Origin of the sequence: Pseudomonas sp. M2 (genome assembly GCF_015751845.1) — a bacterium.
GTDB lineage: Bacteria > Pseudomonadota > Gammaproteobacteria > Pseudomonadales > Pseudomonadaceae > Aquipseudomonas > Aquipseudomonas putida_E.
Window position 1 is genome coordinate 5,556,850 of record NZ_JADOUD010000001.1, and the last position, 22,367, is coordinate 5,579,216.

At 64.8% G+C, this 22,367-nt stretch carries 19 protein-coding genes; 2 read left to right on the top strand and 17 right to left on the bottom strand.

The window, feature by feature from the left end:
- Window positions 1-3: 3 nt before the first annotated feature.
- From IWW33_RS25700 to mnxG, 14 genes are all read right to left on the bottom strand, one after another.
- Window positions 4-477 carry a type II secretion system protein gene (locus IWW33_RS25700; RefSeq protein ID WP_039601768.1) on the bottom strand — a complete coding sequence of 158 codons (474 nt, stop codon included), beginning with the start codon at window positions 475-477 and terminating at the stop codon, window positions 4-6.
- Window positions 474-2,351 carry a secretin N-terminal domain-containing protein gene (locus tag IWW33_RS25705; RefSeq protein ID WP_115274983.1) on the bottom strand — a complete coding sequence of 626 codons (1,878 nt, stop codon included), beginning with the start codon at window positions 2,349-2,351 and terminating at the stop codon, window positions 474-476. Before IWW33_RS25705 ends, IWW33_RS25700 begins: the two co-directional genes overlap by 4 nt.
- A complete protein-coding gene (locus IWW33_RS25710; RefSeq protein ID WP_174141514.1) occupies window positions 2,348-2,845 on the bottom strand; it encodes a hypothetical protein in 498 nt (165 codons plus the stop codon). Before IWW33_RS25710 ends, IWW33_RS25705 begins: the two co-directional genes overlap by 4 nt.
- On the bottom strand, window positions 2,842-3,408 hold the full coding sequence (gene pilO, locus IWW33_RS25715; protein ID WP_119688963.1) for a type 4a pilus biogenesis protein PilO: 567 nt from the start codon (window positions 3,406-3,408) through the stop codon (window positions 2,842-2,844). The genes IWW33_RS25710 and pilO overlap by 4 nt, the downstream gene beginning before the upstream one ends.
- Window positions 3,395-3,937, bottom strand: a complete 543-nt coding sequence (locus tag IWW33_RS25720; RefSeq protein WP_012314325.1) for a PilN domain-containing protein — start codon at window positions 3,935-3,937, stop codon at window positions 3,395-3,397. Before IWW33_RS25720 ends, pilO begins: the two co-directional genes overlap by 14 nt.
- A gap of 1 nt (window position 3,938) precedes the next feature.
- Window positions 3,939-4,733 (bottom strand): hypothetical protein, encoded by a 795-nt coding sequence (locus tag IWW33_RS25725; RefSeq protein ID WP_119688962.1) that lies wholly within the window; start codon window positions 4,731-4,733, stop codon window positions 3,939-3,941.
- A complete protein-coding gene (locus IWW33_RS25730) occupies window positions 4,714-6,423 on the bottom strand; it encodes a GspE/PulE family protein (RefSeq protein WP_174141513.1) in 1,710 nt (569 codons plus the stop codon). The genes IWW33_RS25725 and IWW33_RS25730 overlap by 20 nt, the downstream gene beginning before the upstream one ends.
- A 57-nt stretch (window positions 6,424-6,480) precedes the next feature.
- Window positions 6,481-7,014 (bottom strand): response regulator, encoded by a 534-nt coding sequence (locus IWW33_RS25735; RefSeq protein WP_042111969.1) that lies wholly within the window; start codon window positions 7,012-7,014, stop codon window positions 6,481-6,483.
- Window positions 7,015-7,251: 237 nt separating this feature from the next.
- Window positions 7,252-7,893 carry a SurA N-terminal domain-containing protein gene (locus IWW33_RS25740; RefSeq protein WP_174141512.1) on the bottom strand — a complete coding sequence of 214 codons (642 nt, stop codon included), beginning with the start codon at window positions 7,891-7,893 and terminating at the stop codon, window positions 7,252-7,254.
- 12 nt (window positions 7,894-7,905) lie between these two features.
- Entirely contained in the window at window positions 7,906-9,432 is a 1,527-nt protein-coding gene (locus IWW33_RS25745) for an ABC transporter substrate-binding protein (RefSeq protein ID WP_174141511.1), read from the bottom strand.
- A gap of 110 nt (window positions 9,433-9,542) precedes the next feature.
- On the bottom strand, window positions 9,543-10,208 hold the full coding sequence (locus tag IWW33_RS25750) for an SCO family protein (protein WP_174141510.1): 666 nt from the start codon (window positions 10,206-10,208) through the stop codon (window positions 9,543-9,545).
- Window positions 10,205-10,861, bottom strand: coding sequence for an SCO family protein (locus IWW33_RS25755; RefSeq protein WP_174141509.1), 657 nt, complete (start codon window positions 10,859-10,861; stop codon window positions 10,205-10,207). Before IWW33_RS25755 ends, IWW33_RS25750 begins: the two co-directional genes overlap by 4 nt.
- Window positions 10,858-12,840 (bottom strand): cytochrome D1 domain-containing protein, encoded by a 1,983-nt coding sequence (locus tag IWW33_RS25760; protein ID WP_174141508.1) that lies wholly within the window; start codon window positions 12,838-12,840, stop codon window positions 10,858-10,860. Before IWW33_RS25760 ends, IWW33_RS25755 begins: the two co-directional genes overlap by 4 nt.
- Window positions 12,841-12,858: 18 nt before the next feature.
- On the bottom strand, window positions 12,859-18,756 hold the full coding sequence (gene mnxG, locus IWW33_RS25765) for a manganese-oxidizing multicopper oxidase MnxG (RefSeq protein ID WP_174141507.1): 5,898 nt from the start codon (window positions 18,754-18,756) through the stop codon (window positions 12,859-12,861).
- Window positions 18,757-19,026: 270 nt separating this feature from the next.
- On the opposite strand from mnxG, the gene IWW33_RS25770 reads away from it, so the two are divergent.
- A complete protein-coding gene (locus tag IWW33_RS25770; RefSeq protein ID WP_012314315.1) occupies window positions 19,027-19,314 on the top strand; it encodes a hypothetical protein in 288 nt (95 codons plus the stop codon).
- Window positions 19,315-19,399: 85 nt separating this feature from the next.
- Complete coding sequence (locus IWW33_RS25775; RefSeq protein ID WP_115274994.1) at window positions 19,400-20,014, top strand: Yip1 family protein; 615 nt, start codon at window positions 19,400-19,402, stop codon at window positions 20,012-20,014.
- Between the two features lie 17 nt (window positions 20,015-20,031).
- On the opposite strand, the gene IWW33_RS25780 is transcribed toward IWW33_RS25775, so the two are convergent.
- The 3 genes from IWW33_RS25780 to IWW33_RS25790 all read right to left on the bottom strand — a co-directional run bounded on the left by IWW33_RS25780 (window position 20,032) and on the right by IWW33_RS25790 (window position 22,360).
- Window positions 20,032-20,292: a DUF1652 domain-containing protein gene (locus IWW33_RS25780; RefSeq protein ID WP_115274995.1), complete on the bottom strand. Its 261-nt coding sequence runs from the start codon at window positions 20,290-20,292 to the stop codon at window positions 20,032-20,034.
- 218 nt (window positions 20,293-20,510) lie between these two features.
- On the bottom strand, window positions 20,511-21,386 hold the full coding sequence (locus tag IWW33_RS25785; protein WP_174141506.1) for a pirin family protein: 876 nt from the start codon (window positions 21,384-21,386) through the stop codon (window positions 20,511-20,513).
- A gap of 101 nt (window positions 21,387-21,487) precedes the next feature.
- Window positions 21,488-22,360 (bottom strand): alpha/beta hydrolase, encoded by an 873-nt coding sequence (locus tag IWW33_RS25790; protein WP_174141505.1) that lies wholly within the window; start codon window positions 22,358-22,360, stop codon window positions 21,488-21,490.
- Window positions 22,361-22,367: the final 7 nt, after the last annotated feature.

The window sequence follows — 22,367 nt, forward strand, 5'->3', positions numbered from 1 at the left end:
CCGTCACCATTGCCCGTAGGGGATGTTGTTGAGGCCTTTGCCGCGGGCCTTGGAGTACACGTCGTAAACGTCTTCGCCGTCACGCGGGTTGTCCGGCCCGCTGTCATAGGCGCGCAAGCCCCAGCCACCGCCGTCATCGTCTTTTGCCGCTACCAGCGGGTCGTGCGGGATGCGCCGCAGGAAGTAGAACTTGTTGCCCTTGGCGCTGCGTACATCGCGCACCCCGTCGACCAGTACCTGCAGGTTTGGCGGGTAGCCACTGGCATCCAGGCCTTTTTCGATGAAACCTGCGTCGAAGGCCCGTTTGTAGGCATCGATGGCATCGCGGATCTGGTACAGCGCCTGACGCAATTGCTGCTCCTTGGTGCGGCGCACCACGGTTTCGGTCAGCGGTGCAGCCATGCTGGCGAGCAGCCCGAGCAATGCCAGGGTCAGCACCACCTCGATCAGGCTGAAGCCTTGCACGCGGCGTTTCATGGCCGTGGGCCCTTGCTGGCAGGCACCACCGCCATCTGGCTGTCGACAACCGGTGCATCGCCAGGCGCCTGGCCCGGCTCATCGGCCGGCAGCGCGCCGGCTGGCAAAGGCAGGGCCAGTTGGCGCACCTGCATGCTCGATTCGGTACCGGTGGCGAACTCCATGTCCGAGGGGCTCTGGTAAGGCAGGTTGCGTACGATCCGCGGGGTGATCGCCAGTACCAGTTCGGACTTGCTCATGTCATCGCGGTTGCTGCCGAACAGCCGGCCCAGGCCAGGGATGTCGCCCAGGCCCGGGATCTTGTTGCCGCTGGAGGTCTTGTCGTTGCGCACCAGCCCCGCCAGCACCTGGGTTTCGCCGTCGTGCAGGCGCAGGCTGGTCTGGGCGTTGCGGGTGTCGACCTGGACCGGGATGGTGCCCTGGCGGGTCGGCTCCAGCGGGGTGGCGTTGCTGACCTCGAGCGCCACCTTGATCGCCACCTCGTTGTTCAGGTGCACGGTAGGCTGCACTTCAAGCTTCAGACCGACATCCAGGTAGGTGACGCTTTCGGTGATCACCGGCCCTTGGGTGGAAGGTACCGAGGTGGCGCTGATGATCGGCACACGCTGGCCGATGTGGATGCGCGCCTGCTCGCGGTTGCTGACGCGGATCACCGGGCTGGCCAACGTGTTGATGTCCTTGTCCTGGGCGTTGATCTTGGCCTGGGGCGCCGGCGAGATGCTGATACGCCCGGAGTTGATGCCGCGCAACTGGTCCAGCACGCTGACCGGGTTGCCCTCATCGCTCAGCACCCCGAAGGTATTGGGCCATTGCAGGCCAAGGTCGAGGATGCGCGAGCGGGCCACCTCCATCACCTCCACTTCCAGCACCACTTCAGGGTTGGACTGGTCCTGCGACTGCAGCAGCTTCTCGGCCATGCGCACGGCGTCGGGGGTGTCGCGCATGGTCAGGGTATTGAGGCGCTCATCAACGAATACATCGCGGGTCTTGAGCATGGTCTTGACCATGTTCAGTGCGGTGTTGGCATCGATGCTGGTCAGGTAGAACGTGCGCATGACCAGTTCCTGGTAGTCCTTGGTCTTCTGCGGCGAGTCGGGGTAGACCAGCAAGGTGTTGTCGTTGACGATCTTCTGGCGCAGCTGGTTCTGTTCCAGCAACAGGGCTATGGCATCCTCGATGCGCACCTCGCGTACGAAGATGGTGGCCTTCATGTCCGGGCGCAGGTCCTTGTCGAAAATGAAGTTGATGCCGGCCACCTGGGACAGCACTTCGAAAATGACCTTGAGCTCGGCATCGCGAAACTCCAGGGTCACCGGGCGTTCCAGCTTGCTGCGCAGTTGCGGGAAGGGCTGCGCCGTGCGGGCCTGGACGTTCTCGATATCGCTGCGCAGCATGATGCCCTTCTGGTTTTGCGGGTCCAGGCGCAGCACCTCACGCATGTAACGCTCGGCACCGAACAGGTCGCCCTGGCGCAGCGCAGCCTGGCCCAGCGCAACACGGTCATCGAGGGTGCGCATCAGTTCCAGCTGGCGGATGCCCTCATGCGCGCGGCGGTTGTTCGGTTCCAGGGTGAGCACGCGGCCATAACCAAGGCGCGCGCCGGCGAAGTCGTGGCGGATGCGGTCGCTGTCGGCCTGGCCAAGCAGCGCCTCGACCGCGTGCTGGCGGCCTTGGGCCAGGGCAATGTTCAGGTCGGTGTCACGCGGGTCGTCGCGCAGCGCCTCTTCCAGGCGAGCGATACCGGCCTCGTACTGGCCTTCTTTCATCAGCGCCTGGCTGTCCTTGCGCACCGCGCTCGAACCGCAGCCGGCAATGGCCACGCAGAGCGCCAGCAGCATGAACGGAGCAGGCTTGCACAACTTCGATGGCTTCATGGTGCGCTCCCGACAGACAGAGTCTGTGACTGGTGCAAAGGCAGGTAGACCAGGCCCAGCTCATTGGCCGAAACCCGATCGAGGCGGTAGGTGTCGTCAATCACGTCGCCCTGGCGCACGACGTAGAGTTTTTCGCCGCTGCGCAGGAAGACCTGCAGGTCATCGCGATCGCCCAGGCGGCCGACGAACTGGAAAGGCAGCGCCGGGGCTGCGGGGGCAGCGGCTACCACCGAGGTGGCGACCACAGGTTGTTCGGTGACCGTGGCCAGGGCCTTGGGTTTGGTCCATTGCTGGCGGGGGAACAGGTCGCGCGTGGCCTGTTCTGGCTTCATCACCGGTACGCCGGCACTCTCTGAAACCGCTTGTGTGGGCGCCGGCTTGCCGGCGATCAGGGCCTCCTCGCTGTCCTCGCCGAACCAGTGCCCAGGCGCCCAGGCCAACGCCCCGGCAAGCCCCAGAAACCCCGCCCACACCACTGCACGCTGAGTGTTCATGACGACCTCGACAGGTAAAGGGTCATGCGCAGGCGGCCATTGAGTTCACTGTCGCCAATGCGCTTGCGCTGCAGCTCCAGGTCTTCCAGCACCAGGGTCGGCAACTGGCCCAGCAGGCCGCGCACAAAGCCGCGGATCTGCGGATAGCTGCCACGTACCGGCAGGACGATCTGGTAACGCGCCAGCTGGGTCTTGGGGTCGACACCCAGGGCGTACTCACCACGGGCCAGGCTGATTCGTTGGGCGCTGGCCAGGTGGTACAGGCGCTCGATCAGCTCGCTGGCTTCAGGTTGCCCTGGCAGTTGCTGGCGCAGGCTGTCCAGCGCTTGCTGTTCAGGCTTGACGGCGACTTTAAGTTCGCCGCGCCTGACCCGCTCGACCTGGGCGCTGGCATCGGCCTCGCTGGCGCGCAGCTCGCGCAGGGCCTGCCACTGCGGCAGCACCCCGGCCAGCGCTACAGCGACTGCCAGGACGGCCATTGCGGCGCCGGCCAGGCCGACCGGGCCGATACGGCGCAACTGCTCCTGAAGGATCAGGCTGTTTATCGAGTCAGGGGCGCGCATGGCCGGTCTCCCAGGTGGCGGTAAGGGTGAAGCGCACCGGGTGCTCGGGTTGGCCCGCCACCACCTCATGGTTGAGCAGCGATACATCGCTGAGCTCGGTGCTCTGTTCCAGGCGGTGGTGGTACTGCAGCATCGCTTCCAGGTTGCGGGCCTCGGCGGCAATGCGCACCTGGCCCTTGCGGGCATCGGGCGTCAGGCTGAGCAGGGCCACGTCTTCCTGGGGTTGCGCTTCAAGCATGGCGAACAGTTGCTGCCAGGGCCGTTGCAGTTGCTGGGAAACGCTGCGCATCTGCGCCAGGCGTTCAGCCTGCTCGCGGCTGGCGGCGCTGTTCTGCGGGGCGACCGTGGCCGGGCGGCGGCCCAGTTGCAGCTCCAGGCTGTGCAGCCGGGCCTCAAGGTGAACCTGCTCGGCTTGCAGGTGCTGTTGCAGCAGTACCAGCACGGCTACCACCGCGCCGCCCAGGGCCAGCAGCGACCAGGCCAGCGGGCTGCTGCGCCGGGGCTGGAATTCCAGGTCAAGGCGGCGCATGTCAGGCCACCGCCCGCCACATGGCGCACAGCGGGTCGGCTTCGCTGGCCGGCTGGCACAGCTGCACCGCCGCCAGTTGCGGCACGTCGCCCCGGCCCGGGGCATGCAGGTAGACCTGCGGCATGTGCTCGCCATACAGCTCGCAGGTCCGTTCGATCAGCGCCTGCAGGGCTTGGTCGCTGTCGGCGCAACCCTGCGTCAGCACCTGCTGCCAGGCGCCACCGGCGGCCAGCAGCAGCACGCTGCGCCGTGGCTCGGCGAGGACAAACAGGAAATCGCCCGCCTGCAGCTGCGATGAGCAGCGGTTGTAGGCAGCCATCAAGTACGGCTGCACCGAACGCAGGCGCAAGCGATTTTCCCGGGCCAGTGCCTGCAGCCCCTGCAGCAGTGCCTCAGGCAGCGCTGTGGCGATACGCGCAGCGCCGGCCGGCTCTGGCGAAAGGGCGATGCGCCAGTCGTCGAGCGGCTGGGCATAGAGGTTCTCGAAGCAGGCCCGGGCGTAGGCCTCAAGCTCGCGTGGATGGCTGATGGCAGCGCTCCAAGGCACCAGGCAGAACCGGCTGTAGCGCGCCGACAGCAGCACCTGGCACTGGCCACCGCGCACGGCATGCTCGCCCAGCAGCGTGGCCAGGGCCTGCAGGGCTGCATCCCAGGCCGGTTGCCCGGCGTCACCGGTGAAGGCGCGGCTGCCCAGCCATTGGTGCTGGTTGCCGTGCCAGCGGCCCAGGCCGACGCCTTCGGCGCCGAGCACGGCGCAGTAACGGGTAGAGGCATGATCACGCAATGAATGTGACACGGTTGATCTCCTCAAGCGTGGTACGGCCCTCGCGGACCAGGTCCAGGGCGGATGCGCGCAGCAGACGCAGGCCGCGCTGGCAAGCCAGCGCCTTGATCTGCGCCAGCGGGCGACGTTCAACGATCATCTGCCGCAGGTCGTCGTCCAGGTGCAGCAGTTCGGCGATGGCGCTGCGGCCGCGGTAGCCACTGCCGCGGCACTGGCCACAGCCCTGGGCGCGGACGAACGTCCAGCCCTGCACGGCGTCACGGGTAAGGCCGGAGGCGGCCAGGGTTTCGTCATCGGCCTCGCACGGCGTGCAGCAATGCGGGCAGGCCAGGCGGATCAGGCGTTGGGCCAGCACAGCGTTGAGGGCGGAGACGAAGCTGTAGGGGTCGACCTGCATCTGGCTGAAGCGGCCGATCACATCGAAAACGTTGTTGGCGTGGATGGTGGTGAACACCAGGTGGCCGGTGAGTGCCGACTGCACGGCGATCTGCGCGGTGTCGGGGTCGCGGATTTCGCCGACCAGGATCTTGTCCGGGTCGTGGCGCAGGATCGAGCGCAGGCCACGGGCGAAGGTCAAACCCTTCTTCTCGTTGACCGGGATCTGCAGCACGCCGGGCAACTGGTACTCGACCGGGTCTTCGATGGTGATGATCTTGTCCACACCGTGGTTGATCTCGCTGATCATGGCGTACAGCGTGGTGGTCTTGCCGCTGCCGGTGGGGCCGGTGACCAGGATCATGCCGTAGGGCTCGGCGGCCAGGCGGCGCAAGGCACGCAGGGTTTCATCGGCAAAGCCCAGGGCCTGCAGCTGCACGCCGCTGACACGGTCGGACAGGTCCTGTTTGTCGAGCACCCGCAGCACCGCGTCTTCACCGAAGATGCTGGGCATGATCGACACCCGGAAGTCGATCTGGCGCTCGCCTACGGCAACCTTGAAGCGGCCATCCTGGGGCACGCGCTTTTCACCGATGTCCAGCTCGGCCATGACCTTGATGCGCGAAATCACCTGGTCGGCGAAGGCGCTGCCACTGGCTTTGCCGGCCGCGTTGAGCACGCCGTCGATGCGGTATTTGATGGTCAGGCCCTGGCCGGTCATGCCCAGGTGGATATCGCTGGCATGCTGCTTGAGGGCGTCGTAAAGGGTTGAGTTGACCAGCTTGACCACCTTGCTCTGGTCTTCGCTGATGCTGGTCAGCGACAGCCGTTGCAGCGGGTCGCTTTCGCTGCTGGCTTCGGCGTCGTGATCGAGGGCATCGACGGCGTGAAAGCTTTCTTCGTGGCGGGCCAGGAAGGTGGCAAGGTCGGCGGCGTGGACCAGGTACAAAGGCGCGCCTTGCAGCACATCGTCGATCCAGGCCAGGCGGGCGTGGTCGAAGGGGTCGGCGAACACACCCCGCAGTTCACCGCCCTGCTCTATCAGCACGAACTCGCGCTTCAGGCATTGGGCCAGGCTGATCTTGTCGAAACGAGGGGTGCTGGCCAACAGGCTCTGGCTGTCCAGTACCGGGTAATGCAGGGTGCTGCCCAGGCGGCGGATGAAGGTGTCGGGGGTGTCGCAGGCGAGGCGTTCGAGGCAGTTGAGCAGGCGCTCGCCGCTGGCTTGCAGGCGGGCCTGGGCCATGAGATCGCGGGGGTAGCTTGAGGCTGGCGGAGCCTGTACTGGCGATGAGGCCGAAACGCTGTGGTCGAATACATCGGACATGGCCTGCGACTCCGCTCAGGGGGCGCGTCGCAGGCTCGGTGAGGGCTGCGGGCGCCGCTATTCCCCAGTGAGCAGTTGGTCGTCGTCGGGTCCAGGGGGCTTGGCGCCATTACGGCGGCGGTCGGCCAGTACCCAGCTACCATCGTACAACTGCAAGGGGAACGATTCGTTCCTGTTCTGGCGTCGTTCGACGAACCCTTCTGCCGGGTTGTCCGTGGCCCTGCGCCGGCGCTCGATGCCCATCAGGTCGAAGATCGGGCGCGCCAGTTCCGACAGCGGGAACGGCTTGAACAGGACATGGGTCACGCCAAGTTCGGCGGCTCGCTCACGGACCTCGGCGGTCGGGTGGGCGGTGATCAGCACGAAGTGGCACTGCCTGTTCTTGCGCACGGTCTCCAGGACCTGAAAACCCTCCATATCGGGCAAGCGGTAATCCAGCACGATCACATCCGGTGCCAGGCACTCAGCCAGGCCGATACCACTGGCACCGTCGTGGGCAACATGGACTTCCAGGCCTTGCGCCTGCAGGTACGCTTGCAGGTTTTGCGCAAGGGTCTGTTCGTCATCGACTACCAATACTCTGTTCACCAAGGTCGACTCCCAAGAACTGCCCGGTTACCCGGTCTGCGAAGTGCGGCCTTGGTAAGGCTTGAGCAGGCTTCGTGCCAGGCATGAATAGTCATGTTGCACCACGTCAAGTTATTGATTTTGCTGGCACCTTTGATAGCCCTACGAACAGGCTCAGGCCCGCTGCCCCACATCCGGGGCACCTGATGGCACTTTGCCAAGCCGTTATTCCCCAGCTTTGGGGAAACGCCATCGCAGGCTTCAGTCAGCGATTTCCACTTTAGCGGATTCGCGCAAACGTTGGCGCGCCGCTTGCCGTGACTGTGCCTGCAACTGGCTGATGAGCGAGGCCCTGGCCAGCAGCAGGCCCTGTTCGCGTATGACCGAAGAATTATCACTTTGGTTCTGCGCTCCTTGCAGTCTCTGTTGGTTGGCCTGATAAAACGCTTCCACCTCGGCCTGGGTGGGTTCGGCTACCGCGCTGAGCTGGGCATACACCTGTTGCGCTGCCAGCTCCCGGTGCAGGTAGTCAGCGTATGCTGCGCGGTCGAACCCTGCCTCTGCAAGCCGTCTTTCAAACAGCGCCGGGCTTGCGAATGCCGCCTCGACTTCACCTAGCTGCGCCGACACCTGTTCATCACTGATGGCGATGCCGCGGCGCTGGGCTTCTTGCCACAGCAACTCCTTGTCGATCAGTTCGTCCAGGGCCTGGCTGCGCAGACGTTTGTACAGCGCAGGGTTGCGGATACTGGTCACCGCCCGCCCCTGTGCCTGCAGGTACTCGCTGAAATAGCGCTCCAGGCGCAGCAGCCCGATGTCCACACCATTGACCCGCGCCGCCGGGCTATCGGCCCAGCCCGCCTTGGCGACCAGCAGCAACAGGCACAGCAACAGGATACGCATGGCAACCTCCACTCAAGGGCTGACCGGTACAGGCCGATACGGGGCGACAGCTGTAAAGCGTGGCCCAGGCAGCGCCACCGCGACCACATGGGCGCCGGCCAGGCCCTGGCGCTGGCCCGGCCCGAAGCCCAGCGGCGGGGTCAGGCCGGTATCGACGCCATGCAGGCCCTCCAGCGCCGCAACCAGGCGCTCGCGGCTGGCGTCACGGCCGATCTGCTTGAGGGCTTCGCCAAGCAGGCGCAGGGCACATAGGGTGTTGACTTGCAGCGAGGCCTGACGCGTGTCGAGGCCTTGACGCTGCTGCAGGCCGGCCAAGGTCGCCATGCCCTGTTCGGTCCAGTCGGCGGGCACGAACGGATAGGCCAGGAACACCCGCTGCGACCACTGGGCCGGTAGCGAGGCCACGGCACCGGCCACCTGGCTGGAGGTGGCGAACAGATAGGGGGCACGGCCTGCCGCCTGCAACGCCGTGGCCAGCTCGGCAAAGGCCTGGGCGCGGCCTAGAAAAACAATGCCCTGCCCCTGCACCGGCTGGCCTTTGAAGGCCTCGACCGGTGCTGGCGCCCAACCCAGCTGCTGCAGGCGCTCGCGCACCTGTTCGGCTTGCGCCGCCTGGTCATCGCCGGCATACACCACACGCAAGCCATCTGGCGCCAGGCCCAAGGTATCGCGGGCATGCACGGCCAGGCTCAGCAATTGCGTGGCGATACCTGGCATGGGGTCGAATATCTGCGCACTGCCGCCACCGCGCGGTGTACTGCCAACCAGTGGCACGCCGTGCTGTTCGAGCAGCAGGGCCAGGCGCGGGTCGAGCATCGGTGCCAGCGGGCTGATCAGCGCAAATACCCGCTGCTGCTCGAGCAACTGCTGCAGCGCATGCTCGGCACTGGCCAGGTCGCTGCCGGGGTCGATCACCACCAGTTCCAGGCGCCGGCCATGAACGCCGCCCTGCTGATTGAGCTGGGCCACCCCGTCCTCGAGCACCGCGCGCACCACCTGCCCGGCCTCGGCCAATGGCCCGCTGGCGGGCAACAGGGTACCCAGGCGCAGCACCCCTTCTTCCACGCCAGGGTCGCGCTCATCAGCCAGGCGTTTTAGGTAGGCGGTGAGGTTGCGCTGGTCGGCCAGGGTCAGTTCAAAGCGAGGCATGGCCGGGTCCAGGCGGTTGCCGGCCGGGTCCAGGCCGTGCTGGATGGCGCGGGCCAGGCTGTTGTCGGTGTAAGCCGGGTAGCTGCGCCCGTTGCTCTGGCGTGCGCCCTGGCCCTGGGCCAGGCGCTGCCAGTCGAGGCTGGGCGGGCGCACCCCGCCTTCGGCGCGGCCACGGCCATCATTGCCGTGGCAACTGGCGCAGGGCAACACGCTGGCGGGCACGCGCATGTCGCTGGCACCAACGCGGGCCAGCAATTGTGCGTCGCTGCTGGATAGGCCTTCGCGGTACAGGCGTTTACCGGCTTGCTCGTGGGCGGTGAGGTCAAGGGCAAGCGCCTGAGCGCAGCAGGTCAGGCCCAGCGCCAAGCAAAGCAATCTCGCTGTGTTCATTCTGGCCTCATCGCCGGCAAGCCGGCTCCCACTGTGTTCTGCGCCGCTGCGCAGATCCTGTCAGTGCTGCCACTGTGTTCTGCGCAGCTGCGCAGATCCTGTGAGTGCATTTATCGTCCGGCCAACGGCTGGGTCAGCAACTGCATGCGCTGGGCAATGGCCGCTGGCGGTGCATCGGGGCGGATCTTGCTCCAGCGCTTGCCCGCCACGTCACCGGCTATCAGTTGGGTCGAGTGCTGCTCGGGGCTGGGCAGGAACTGGCCGATACGCCCCAGCACCAGATCGACGCTGGCCTTGTCGCCGGTCAGGAACAGCCAGTTGGCGCTGTCCACCCCCTGTTTTTCAGCAAAGGCCTTGAGCGCTGCCGGGGTGTCGTTGAGCGGATCGCTGCTGATGGACACGAAGGTCACCTGGCTGGCCAGCTCCGGGCCCATGGCCTCGCGCACCTCACGCAGCTTGCGGGTGATCAGCGGACAGGCATCGGTGCAGTGGGTAAAGATGACGTTGAGCATCACCACCTTGTCTTTGAGCACATCACTGTAAAAGCGCAGCGCGCGGCCATTCTGGTCCTGGAGCACGGTGTCGGTGAACCAGGTGTGCGCATCGCGGGTGCCACCGCCACTGGCCATGGTCGGTGGCGCCGGTTGCGGGCTCGGGGAGCTCGGCGCGTGGCCTTCGTGGGCCATGGCGACCGACGCGAAGATCCACAGGCAACCGGCCAGGGCCAGCCAGTCGAAGCTGCGCATGCCGACGCGACAGGACGCTTGGCTGCTCATGGTTGCACCTCCTGGTGCTCGGCTATGGCCGTACTCTTGGCATGCACCCGACGGGCGCTGAGGCGGTTGATTTCGTCGATCAGCACGGCCGGGTCGGTGAAGCCGTAATAACGCGTCCAGTGGCCGCTGTGCCCGTCACCCACCATGATCATCGGGGGGTGCTGGCTGAGGTCGGCACTGAAGCTGCCCAGGCCTTTGAGGGTCTCGGTGATGGCATAGGGCGAGCCGGTCAGCCAGCTCCAGCCAGGGCCGTGCTGGAAGGCCTTGGCGTAACTCTGCAAGCGTTTGGAGTCGTCACGCTGCGGGTCCACGCTGATCGACACCAGGCGGATTTCCTCGCCTACCCGGCCACCCAGTTGCTGCTGGACCTTGCCCATGATCGAAGACACTACCGGGCATACCGTGGTGCAACTGGTGTAAATGAAGCCCATCACCACCAGATGATCGCCGACCAGGTCCTTTTCCAGGCGCACTGGCATGCCATCCTGGTCGAGCAGTGAAACATCGGCAAAGCGCACACTCGCTTTCTCCTGATGTGCCGCAGGCGGCTGCGGAGCATGCCCACTGTGGTCATGGCCCGCGTGGGCCAGGGCGAGCTGGCTGGCCATGGCCATGGAAAGTGCGAGCAGCTTGCAAGAATGTCTGGCGTTCATTGCACATTCCTCACTTCAGTCTGGGAAGCAGTAGACGCTGCAGCCGGCAGGACACGCAGGCTGGTGTAGTTTTCTTCGGCGAACTTGTGCCCCAGCGACGGCGACTGCACATGCAGGTACCACGCGCCGGCTTCAGGCAGCATCAGTGCAGCCTGGTAAATACCCTCGCCCACCTCTTCCAGGCGCAGGTTGCGCGGCATCGATGACGGCGCCAGGAAGTAGCGCAGAGTCAGGTCGTCCAGGCCAAGGCGCGGGCGGCCGTCGTCACCGAGGATGCGCACTTTGGCGGTGATGGCGCGGTGCTGTGGCAAGGGCTGGTCCAGGCCGATGAACTCGGCATGCGCGCCCTTGCGCTTGACCGCATCCGGGGCGGCAGCCACGTCGGTGCTGAAACAGTGGATGATTTGCGGCTGGTTGAGCAGGAACGCCACGTCGAACTTGCCTGACGCCGGCATCTTCACCGTCGAGCCATACACCCCCGGGGCCAGTTCGCGCAGGCTGCGGTCGATGACGATGGCGGCGCGGGCCTGGTGGCCGCGGTTGTTGTAACCCGACATCGGGGCATTCATGCCTTCGGTATAGAAGTACGTGGTGTTGTCCACCGGATTGACCACGAATACCGAATTGTCGTCCCGTGACACCGACAACCCCTGGGCCAATGGCAGGTCCCCGGCCTGGCGCGGCGCGGCGGGGCCGGCATCGAAGCCCTGGATGATCGGCTGGCGGCCTTCGCCCAGGCTGCTGAGGTTGATCATGCTGACCTTCGAAGACGCCAGGCCGCGCACGTAGGCATAACCTTTGGTGAACGTCAGTTGGTACGGTTCGGCCGCCACCGGGATGCGGTGGATCAACCTGTCGGTACTGGCATCGATCACCAGCGCCTGGTTTTCCAGGGTGTTGAGGACGATGCCGTAACGGCCATCGCTGCTAAAGCGCATCGGCCCCAGGCCCTGCTCGGCCTGAACGGTATGGCGCAACTGATGGCTGCGGGCATCGTACACCCGCACCGTGCCCTCTGAACCGTCGCTCACGTACACCGCCTGGGATAGCGCCGAGTAGGCCACTGCCAACGGATGCGGGCCAACGTCGAGTGTTTTCACCAGGCGCATCTCGGGGATGTCGATGATGCTCAAGGTGCCGCCGTCGCGGTTGCTGACGAAGGCGTAGCGCGAATCGGCACTGAAGGCGATTTCGTGATGCCCGGAGCCGGTGGCGAAGCTTTTCAGCGTGCTGCGGCTGTGCACATCGATCACCGTCACCCCGCCCTTGGCCGGGTCATCGCTGTTGTTGCCAACCCACAAGCGGCGCTGGTCCGGCTGCAGGGCCACGCGCAACGGCATCTCGCCGGCCTCCAGGGTGGCCACGCGGGTAAAAGTTTCGGTGTCGATCACCGCGACCTCGCCGCGCTCGGGTATCGACACGAATACCTGCTTGTCATCGCCGGTAGCCACCCAGTCCATGGGCCGACCCGGCAAATCGATGCGTGCCAGGGTGCTGGTAACACCGCCCACCGAGACTGTCGGGTCGATCACGGTCAGGCTGGCATCCTTGTTCAGCACCAAAAGGAAGTAGCTGTTCAGGTCCAGCAGCGGCCTGGCACCGATGCTGCTCTTGAGAAACAGCGCCACCCGGGCCTTGCAGCTCTGGTCACGGCTGCTTTCCAGCGGGGCCGATTGCGCCGGGTCGATCCACGCCCCTGGCGCCATCCCCGACAGCGGTTGGCCGCTGTTCTGGTCGGTGACCTTGAAGCGGATATTGGCGAAGGCGCCTTCGCGCAGCTCGCTGCCGGCCAGGGGCCGGGCTTCGAACTCCACGGTCACCCCATCCCGGCTGAGCCGGTGCAGCGCCTGCGGGTCGGCAGGCTCCTGCAGCAGCTCGCGCGGGTCGCACCAGAGCTCCTCGTACGCCACGCCCAGGCCGATCAACGCCGTGCCCAGCAATACCCCCAGCACGGCGGGGCGGATTTTCCTGTTATGCATATTGGTGCGCCCCTTTTCTTATTGTGCCGGCGCCGTTGCCGGCGGTGCGTCGTCGGTAACCCGCAGAATCCCCCACAGCCCCGAGGTATTGCCGTAGGCGGCGTAGTCTCGGAACAGATAGTCGCCCGGCACCGCGTTGGCGCCCCCGGCGCTGGGCAACATGAAGCTGAAGTGCGCGGCGGGCAGCACGCTCTCTTGGGCACCGATGTACATCGACATCGGGTTGTAGCCAAAGCGCACCGAACCGATACCAGGCTGCTTCATCGGGTAGCCGTCGAGGTCGTTTTTCTCGGCCTGGTAGGCATGCAGTGGCCACAGGTGCCCGTCAAGCTGGTAGGTGATGCCACGGCTGCCGCCACTGGGCATTACCACATGGTTGCGCACGGGTTGACCGGGTTTGGCATACAGCACCGGAGTTTGCGGGTCGCTGCCCACCAGGGCATTGCTGTAGGCCATGTGCGCGTTGGGTACATCAGCGAAGCCAAAGCCATCGGCACGGCCAAACGGAGCGTCCGGCGCCAGGCCGAAGCGCAACCACAGCGGCTCGGTCTTGTAGTTGATGGCCATGTTGCCGTTGTCTTTCGGGTCACCTGGCACACCGTTGCCTTCGGTGGCGATCCCCTCCACAGGGCGGCCGTCGGCCCAACGCATGTTCAGCGCACGCTGCCAGACGGTGACGAAGTCGCGGTAGTCGGGCTGGCCATTGACCTTGACCGTGGCCTGGGCACGGCTGGCCGCGTCCTCGGTGAAGGTCGCGGTCTGCGGCAGGATGCTCATGGCACCGACCAGGCCTTTCTGCGGTTGCTTGATGACATCCGCCGGGGTGAGGTTGAGGGCGCCGAACTCGATTGCCGTGGTGCGGATGTTGTCCACCGTGCGGCCCAGTTGCAGCACCGGCTTGCCTTCGCGTTCCAGGTGCCCGGCATAGTACTGGTACACCCTGGTCGGGTAGGCACCACTGTTACCACTGCGCGGCGGTACGGTCTGCTCCGGGTTGAGGCCGACGTTGACGCCATCGGACTTGGTGATGTCATAGGCCAGCAGCTGTGCGTGCAGGCCAACGTGGCTGGAGGGCCGTATCAGGTTGTTGTTGAAGGCGGTGGCGCCTTCGCTGTCATTGCGGTCGCGCTTGACCACGTTCTGCATCACCGCCGTGCTGGGCAGGTCCGGCATCACCAGCGGCAGGCGGTTCTCCAGGGTGATGCTGATGCAGTCGCCGGCATTGGCACGCAACACCAGAGGCTCGACCGGCACCCCGGCCTTGAGCTTGCCGGTGCTGGTATCCAGGTCGGCCTTGCGCACGTACAGCACCGCGGTCGGGTCATGCAGTGGCGCGCTGTGCCCGCCCACGGTGAAGGTGGTGCCATCCTCCTCGTCGGTCACCGTCACCTGCGGGATGCTGGTGGTACGGCTGTTGAACACCAGGGTGCCGCCATTGGCCTTCAGCGGGCCGCCGACGTGCTGGCCGATACCGGCCGGGTCGTTGATGCTGACACCGTTGCGGTTTTCGAGGATGTCGTTGGCCAGCGCGGCGACGATTTCATAGTTGCGTTTGACCGTTGGCCGGCTGCCGACGCCGCTGGGGTTGGCCGTGGTTCTCGGGCAGATGCCATCGAAGTTGATGGTGTTGCGCATGGCCACCGGCTGCGGGTTGTTCGGCAGCGCGAACAGGTCGGCACGTTGCGTGGTGTAGTTGCGCATGACGCCCCAGATACCGTTCCAGTAGCCTTCCAGGGCCGCGTCCAGCGAATACAGGTAGTCGCCATTGGTGGCCGCGGAGCTGGAGATCATCGACACCGGCGCCAGGAAGCCCAGCTGCTCGGATATGCCGATCATCTGCGAGGCCTTCCACCCCGAGTTGGAGCTACTGCCGTAGCCGGTGCCGTTCTGCAGCCATTTGACGCCGTGCATCGTGACGTTGTGCTCCTCCTCATAGCCGCCAGCGTGCATGCGCAAGCGCACGTTGTCGCCAGAGTAGGTGCGCAGCATCGGGGTGAACGGGTCGCCTGGCTCGCTGCCTGCCGTATTGATGTGCGGCGGGAACAAGGTGGTGCCACCCGTCGGGCCGACCGCGGAGTTGATCGCCGAGGGCGCCAGGTTCATGGCCGGGATGGCACGGTCGGTCCGGCTCTGCAGGGCATATCCCAGGTCGCCACCGAGGCCGTCGGCCTGCATGCCGCGCTTGCCGTCCGGCGCCACCTTGTTCGGGTCGAACACGCGCAGGGCCAACGGCTCGTTGCGGTAGTTGACGACGAACATGCCCGGGTCATCCACCGAGATCGCCTGTGGGCATGGCCGGGTCGGGCAACCAGGGTTGAGGCCACCGCGCGATTCGACGATCGACTCCAGCAGGTTCGAAGCCTTCTGCCGCACGGGCGGGTTGATGGCGTAGCGGAAGCTGTCGGCCGTGGCTGGGTAGGCCTGGGCGTTGGGCACACCATCGGGGCCGGCGCCCACATACACGCCCGCTTCATAGGCATGCTGGAAGTCGCTGTACTCAAGGAAGAACTCGCGATAGCTGTCGTTCTTGCCATCACCGTCGTTGTCGCCGGTACTGATCACCGCCTGCCACGAGGTCGGGCCACCGTCCTGGCGCAGTGCAGGGTTGTACAGCTGCTCGCCGGTTTCGGCGTGGTGCCAGGTGGAGCCGGCAGGCTCGGCCAGTACAGTGGCATACAGGCCCAACTGCTGGTGGGTCGATGGGCCGAAGTGGTCATGGGTGAAGATGGTGCCGAGGCCGCGGTCGACGTTGTGCACGTTGACCAGCGGGTCGGCGAACCAGCGCTGCATGGCTGTGCGCGCGCCCACCCAGTCGGCCCGGCCAAAGCGGCCGAAGTACGGGTGCAGCTTGGCCGTCGGGCAGGCGGCAGTGCCGTCGCGGCTGTCGCCCTGTGAACAGCCATTGAAAGCACGGATGGCGTTCACACGTTCCACCACGCTGCCGGGCGAGAGGACACCGTCCTCGTAGTTCCAGCCGTTGGCCGAACCGTCGGCTGCGGTCAGGTCCCACTTGGGCAGGTGGATGTGCTGGCCGATCACATCGGTCGGTGTACGCACCTGGTAGTCGTCCATTTCGTAGAACGCCGGGATCAGGTTGGTCTGCTGGTACATGGTGCAGTCGAAGGTGTTCATGCGCATCACCAGCGGCTCTGGTGGGCGCTGCTTGGTGATCACCGGCCATGCGTCTTCCCACAGCGCAAGGATGCGCGCCTGTGGGAAGTGATAGCCGACCTTGTTGTACACCGCGTCGAACTGGATGTTGGCCGCCTTGTAGATACGAGGCCGGTCGGCAGTGAACGTGGAGGCACCACGGAAGTTGATACCGCCCAGGCTCTCGCCGCTGAAGTATTCGCCCGTGGACGAGGCCTGGGTAAGGCGTTTGCCGCGGTCATCCATGCAGGGTTCGAAGAAGGGGGCGCCGGCGGTTGGCAGTGCGCCATTGGTGCGAAACGCCTTGGCCACCGGTTGGCTGCCAGGGATCAGGGCAAAGCTTGGGTGCTCGGCCTTGGCGTGGAACTGCATGGCGGCCTGCTCGACGTCGGTGCCCTCCTCGGGCAGGTAGATCGGCTTGGCCTTTTCTACCACCTTGGAGAAATCCAGCTTGGTGGTGGTGGTCACGGCTTCACCCCCAGCGGACACACCATCGAGCGCATGACGGCCCAGGCCGCCGTCCCAACCGTCGACCTGGTTGCCATCGAGGTTGGCCCACAGTGCTGCGCCGCTGTCCTTGAGCTGGCGCGCCATGGCCGGGTCGAGCATGTCCAGCGGCGGGGTCGGCGGACGCTGGCCGACGCTGCTTTCCATACCACCGATCCAGAAGGGGTAACCTGGGTTTTTCAGGGTGCCGTCAGCGTTGCGGTTGGTTTCGCTGCGGTCGACCAGCGCCAGCGAGCCTACAGCCTTGGCTGCGCCTGGCGCGTCGCTGTGATCGTCATCGCCGTGCTCTGGGTCATCATGATCATCGTCATCCTCGGCGATCAGCTCTTGCGCCAGTTTCGGCACGACCACGACCTTGCCCGGCATCGGCGCCATGGCTTTGCCTGGCAGCGGCACGATCGCCGGGATCGGCGTACCTGCAATGATTTCTCCGTCCGGCAGCGCACGTGCGCCGGCCGCCGGCTTGCCGCTGCGCAAGGCGAACGGCGTGTCATGGAAGCCGCCCTCCCCCTGCCCGCTGACTTCCAGGCGGGTACCCTCCTCGAACACATCGTGCACCCGCCACATGGCCCACATGCCTTGGGCGAAGTGCGGATAGAAGTGGCAATGGTAAATGGCATCACCCGCCACACGGTTACGGTTGCCCGAGCCACCATTGGCGATCTCGTAGGTGTACCCCACACCTGGGCCTATGCCCTGGGCGTCGATGTAGTCGGAGTTGTCGTCATTGGGGTTGAACAGCCACTGGTGGCCGTGCAGGTGGAAAATGTGTTGCTCATGGCCGTTGTGGGTGTTGCGGAACTTGGTGAAGTCGCCAATGTAGCTGTGGTGCACGTTGGCAGGCTCCGACGGGTACAGGGCCATGCTGGCCTTGACGCCAATGGCGTTTGCCGGTGGGGTTTCGCCTGGGCGAATGTGTTCCAGGCCGATGTTGGCCGGCACATCCACCAGGGTGCCGATATCACCCACGGTGTGCGCGCTGAGGAAGAACTCTTCATAGGCGCAGGACAGGCAATCATGCATCGGCCCGACCCCCAGGCGGTTTGCCACGACTTCCGCGCCCATGCCCCCCGAGCCGTAGTTGATCATGAACGCGTCGCGCGCAGGCTCCAGCACATGCCCCATCACCGGGTCGGCCCAGTAGCCGGGGAAGGCCTGGGTGGCCGCCACTTCATCAGCGAACTGGGAGGCGAAATCGCGGAACGCTTCCAAGCGGTTGGGCAAGGCCGGGTTGCGCTTGTTGATGCTTTCCAGTGGGTAGGTGGAACGCGGGAAGCTGCCGTCCGGGTTGGGCCCCATGATAATGGCGTCGGTTTCACTGCTGAGGATTTCGTTGCCGTCGACCATCGCGATGATCGGCTTGCCGGCCTTGCCTTCGGCTATCCACGGCTCAACTTGTGGGTAGCGGGCCTCGTAGTCGACCACGGGCTGGCCGGTGGCGGCACGGCCGGTACTGGCCAGGCGCATTTCCTCTTCGGTCAGGGTGTTTCGATAGGTGCGCCCACCTTTGGGCACCACCACCACCTGGCCAAAAAGGCCATTGGCTACGTTGCCGGCGTTGCCCTGGCCGCCGAACGTGGCACCCTGGCTGGTGGCGGCAAAGGCGCCTTCGCGCTCGGCGTAGAGGGTGTAGCTGCGGGTAGCGCCCGGTGCGATCAGGAAGTTGCCATTGCGGCCGGTGTTGGCGGCAATGTCGCCGATGCTGTTGACGGCCTGAAGGCCGTTGACCTGAAAGCCGACGTGGCGATCAGTGACCTGCTCGTCGGCGACGAAGTGCTCGCCCCCGTCATTCTCCACTTCTGCAGCTTCTTCGGCTTCTTCGGCTTCATCGCCTTCTTCGGCTTCTTCTCCCTCTACACCTTCGAACTCGTTCTCATCCTGGTCGATACCGTGTTTGTTGGGATTGGCCTGATAAGCCAACAGGTTGGTCAGGTTGACCGTCAGGCAATCACCGACGGCAACCCGCAGCACGATGGGACGTGGGCGTTTGTCCGGGCGCAGGGTCACCTTGCCCGGCACTGCGGCGCCCCCCTTGCTCAAGGGTACCAAGTGCTCGTCCACCACATCCTGACGCAGGGCGAACATCATGCCGTTGGCGTTTTGCGCGCCAAGGCGGTTGAACATCAGGGGCTGGTCCAGGGCGATCACGTTGGCCACCAAGGTGCGCTGGCATTGCACAGCCGCCTCGCTGGTCGCCGTCCAGCCCATCAGGGCCAGTACAAGTGATGTGAGGACGGGGCCTTTGTTGGGGGTCGACATGCTGCACCTCCGGGACACAGGAACTGTGCAAGAGGGTCAGCAAGGTGCATGCCAGAAGCAAATCTTCCTTTGATTCAATAACTTGGCTGGCGAATCGAACCGGATTGGGGTGAATTCCCCGCTGCGACCCCCACATCGGGGGATGGTATTCATTGTCATTGCGGGGGATTGGGTAAACGGCTTGTCAACAACCCTTGGAAAAAATTGAACGTCCGCGCTCACTTGCTTTCAAGATGATGAGTGACATCAACTCCCAGGAGCCCCGCAACAATGAAGATGCCCGGCCGCGCCCCCAACGCCAACGTGCAACTCGATTATGTGCGCGACACGCTGTTCGGCCCGGTAGCCCTGAGCGTTGAGTGCCAGTGCCAGCTCGCCGCGTTGAACTTGCAGGGCCGCCCTGCCCTGCGCTTGCATATCTGCCCGCCGCTTCCGGACAAAGTCGAGCGCGCGCACAGCGTAGCTTTCGTGTGGGATGGTCGCAGTTACCACGGTGTTGTTCGTGACAAGGGCAAATGCGGCGATGGTGGGCTGAACCTGCTGGTTGAACTGCAATAAGCCGATCAACGGCCGTAAAGCGGGCTGAACCTGCTGATAAGCACGCGTCTCCATAACTAGAGGCCTATGCCTTCTGGAGAACGCCATGAACAGTCCATTGCTCAAGCTTTTCACTCACCCCGCCGACGCCTGGATGGAAATCCGTCGTGCTGAGGAAGATCACCCGCAGCAATATCTCCCGCGCCTGCTGGCGCTCGCGCTGATCCCCGCGATTTGCCTGTTCGTCGGCACCACCACGTTCGGCTGGAGCCTGGCCGCCGAGGAGCGCGTGCGCCTGAGCATGGCCAGCGCAGCACAGTTGTGCGGGCTGTTGTACGCCACCACCGTGGTCGGAGTGATGCTGATGGGGGTCATGATCCGCTGGATGTCGCGCGGCTTCGATGTACAACCCAGCCTCAGCCAATGCATCGGCTTTGCTGCCTATTGCGCCACCCCGTGGTTTTTTGCCGGCGTCGTCGGCATTCTGCCGATTCGCTGGTTGGCGCTAGTGGTTCTTTTGGCAGCCTCAGCGTATGCCACGCTGTTGCTGTACGGTGGGCTGCAGACATTCCTGCGCCTGCGCAAGGAGCAGGCGATGCTGTTCGCGACCTGCGTATGGGGCGTGGGGCTGTTGCTGCTGGTGACGATCCTGGTGTCGATGATCCTGTTCTGGTTCAACGGCCTTATGCCGGAATACGTGCGCCCGGCCAGCCTCGGCTGACCGGTGCACCCAGGCAGTCAGGCGATCGCCCTTAGCGACGCTGGCTGGCTGTCGCGCAGCGCATGCAACTGATCGACCAGCTTCACCACGTCACGGCAACTGTTCAGGCTCTGCAATGACACCCCGCTGAGCGTCACGCCCTGCTCCATGTTTCGCCCCTGACCCAAGCGAATGGTCAGGCTGGTACCGTCCAGGCAACTGACTTCACAGTGATCAGGCAGGCAGGCCTGTTCAATCATTTGCCGCATTTCCAGCATCGAAACGCCTATCAATGACATGTTACGACCCTCTCTTGAGTGGATGGCCTGTTATTGGAGTACGCCTTTGGCAGGCGGGGTGCCAATTGATAATGAGCATGCCATGGCGGCCGTCCATGCGCCGAGGCAATGGTGAAGCGGGGGATCATCTAGCACCTTAGTAAAAGAACGGGCGCGCCCCGCTACCGTTCGATCCAATGATGGCACTTCACGACAAGCGGTCAGCGATGCAAGGCTGGTCAGTGGGGCTCGACCGCCATCTGGCCGAAGCGCCCTGCATGGAAATCATCGAAGGATTCGGCAATTTCCGCCTGGCTGTTCATCACGAATGGCCCATAACCCACAATCGGCTCGTCGATCGGCTCGCCGCTGAGCAAAAGCACACTGGCGCCGTCCAGTGCCTCGATGGCCACGTCTTCACCCGCTCGCTCCAGCAATACCAGGCTGGCCGGCCCGGCCTCACGCTCACCGTTGACCCGCACAGTGCCACGCAACACTATCAGCGCAGCATTGCGGCCAGCAGCGACAGGCAACTGCACTGCAGCACCTGCGCCCAGGCGCATGTCCCAGACATCCATCGCGGTGAAGGTGCGCGCCGGGCCTGGATGTCCCTGGTAGCTGCCAGCGATCACCCGAAGGCTGCCTGCCTGCCCCGCCAACGGCACTTCAGGGATATCCGCTGCCAGCAGCGTCTGGTAACCGGCAGCGGCTCGTTTGTCCTGCGCAGGCAGGTTGACCCACAGCTGCACCATTTCCAGCAGACCGCCACTGCGGGCGAATGCCGGGGAATGGAATTCCTCGTGAAGGATGCCGTTGGCGGCCGTCATCCATTGCACATCGCCAGGGCCAATCAGGCCTCCGGCACCGGTGGAATCACGGTGTTCCAGTTCGCCCTGATAAACGATAGTGACCGTTTCGAAACCACGATGAGGATGCTGGCCTACGCCTCGCCGGGCACTGGTGGGGGTGAAAGCATGGGGGCCGGCATAATCCAGCAGCAGGAACGGGCTGATCTGGCTTGCCAGGTTGTCGTAGGTGAACAAGCTGCGCACCGGAAAGCCGTCCCCTACCCAATGGGTGTGAGGGCTGCGGTGAATACCCAGGATCTTTTTCATGAGAAGTCTCCTCTCTAAGGCTGGGTTAACCTTACCAATGAGACCAATCAGCCGGTAGCCCGCGCAAATGGCATGCATCGTTCCAGCAATGGAACAGCGATTCAGCCCTGCAGGTAATCCAATATCCGCTGCGCGGCCATGCCCGGGTCTTCCTGCATGAAACAATGGCCTCCGGCGACCTGGCAGGCTTCGACCCTGGGGTTGATCGACGCCAGCCGCTGCACCGAATGCGGCACGAAGGGATAGGTCTGTTCGCCATACAGCACCCGGGTTGGCGCCTGGATGGCGGCAAGATGCGCCCACATGCGCGTCGGGAAGGAACTGAAAATCTCAACTTCACGGCTGGGCCGGCACTTGAGCACCACGCCCTCACCGCAATCGCCGATGGCATGTTCGATGTAGGCCTGCAGCGCCGCATCGCTCCAGCCCTTGAAGATGCCCCGCCCCTGCAGGGAGGCCAGTGCCGCTTCGCGGTCGGGCCAATGGCTGCGGCGGTTGGCGGCCTTGCGTGCCAGGGCATGCCGGCGATGCAGCCCCACCAGCGCGGCGGCCCCCATGACCCCGATCATGCGCCGGCTGAACAATACCGGGTCAAGCAATACGGCGCGCTCGAACAACGCAGGGCTGCTGGCCAGGATCAGCCCGGTGAGCACGCCGCCAAAGCTGTGCCCCAGTGCATAGCGAGGTACGTCGCCATACTCGCCACGGCCCGCTTCGAAAGCCTCCACTGCCAACTCAGCCGTGCGGTTCCAGCCGCGGAACACACCGCCATGGTCACTGTCGCCATGCCCCTGAACATCACTGAGCCACAGGTCGAAGTGCTCGCCAAGGCGCGCCAGCAGCGGCTGGTAGGCCAGGCAGCAGAAGCCATTGCCGTGCAAGAAATGCAGCAGCGGCTTGCCGCTGGCCGGCGAGCGCCAGCCGCGCAAGGTGAAACCTTCGGAGCATTGGTGAGACCAGGGAATCAACTGCATCGGTTTG

Bases quoted from the DNA above. Each gene is read 5' to 3' on its own strand.
- IWW33_RS25700 (WP_039601768.1), bottom strand. From the start codon at position 477: ATGAAACGCCGCGTGCAAGGCTTCAGCCTGATCGAGGTGGTGCTGACC.
- IWW33_RS25705 (WP_115274983.1), bottom strand. From the start codon at position 2,351: ATGAAGCCATCGAAGTTGTGCAAGCCTGCTCCGTTCATGCTGCTGGCG.
- IWW33_RS25710 (WP_174141514.1), bottom strand. From the start codon at position 2,845: ATGAACACTCAGCGTGCAGTGGTGTGGGCGGGGTTTCTGGGGCTTGCC.
- pilO (WP_119688963.1), bottom strand. From the start codon at position 3,408: ATGCGCGCCCCTGACTCGATAAACAGCCTGATCCTTCAGGAGCAGTTG.
- IWW33_RS25720 (WP_012314325.1), bottom strand. From the start codon at position 3,937: ATGCGCCGCCTTGACCTGGAATTCCAGCCCCGGCGCAGCAGCCCGCTG.
- IWW33_RS25730 (WP_174141513.1), bottom strand. From the start codon at position 6,423: ATGTCCGATGTATTCGACCACAGCGTTTCGGCCTCATCGCCAGTACAG.
- IWW33_RS25740 (WP_174141512.1), bottom strand. From the start codon at position 7,893: ATGCGTATCCTGTTGCTGTGCCTGTTGCTGCTGGTCGCCAAGGCGGGC.
- IWW33_RS25745 (WP_174141511.1), bottom strand. From the start codon at position 9,432: ATGAACACAGCGAGATTGCTTTGCTTGGCGCTGGGCCTGACCTGCTGC.
- IWW33_RS25750 (WP_174141510.1), bottom strand. From the start codon at position 10,208: ATGAGCAGCCAAGCGTCCTGTCGCGTCGGCATGCGCAGCTTCGACTGG.
- IWW33_RS25755 (WP_174141509.1), bottom strand. From the start codon at position 10,861: ATGAACGCCAGACATTCTTGCAAGCTGCTCGCACTTTCCATGGCCATG.
- IWW33_RS25760 (WP_174141508.1), bottom strand. From the start codon at position 12,840: ATGCATAACAGGAAAATCCGCCCCGCCGTGCTGGGGGTATTGCTGGGC.
- mnxG (WP_174141507.1), bottom strand. From the start codon at position 18,756: ATGTCGACCCCCAACAAAGGCCCCGTCCTCACATCACTTGTACTGGCC.
- IWW33_RS25770 (WP_012314315.1), top strand. From the start codon at position 19,027: ATGAAGATGCCCGGCCGCGCCCCCAACGCCAACGTGCAACTCGATTAT.
- IWW33_RS25775 (WP_115274994.1), top strand. From the start codon at position 19,400: ATGAACAGTCCATTGCTCAAGCTTTTCACTCACCCCGCCGACGCCTGG.
- IWW33_RS25780 (WP_115274995.1), bottom strand. From the start codon at position 20,292: ATGTCATTGATAGGCGTTTCGATGCTGGAAATGCGGCAAATGATTGAA.
- IWW33_RS25785 (WP_174141506.1), bottom strand. From the start codon at position 21,386: ATGAAAAAGATCCTGGGTATTCACCGCAGCCCTCACACCCATTGGGTA.
- IWW33_RS25790 (WP_174141505.1), bottom strand. From the start codon at position 22,360: ATGCAGTTGATTCCCTGGTCTCACCAATGCTCCGAAGGTTTCACCTTG.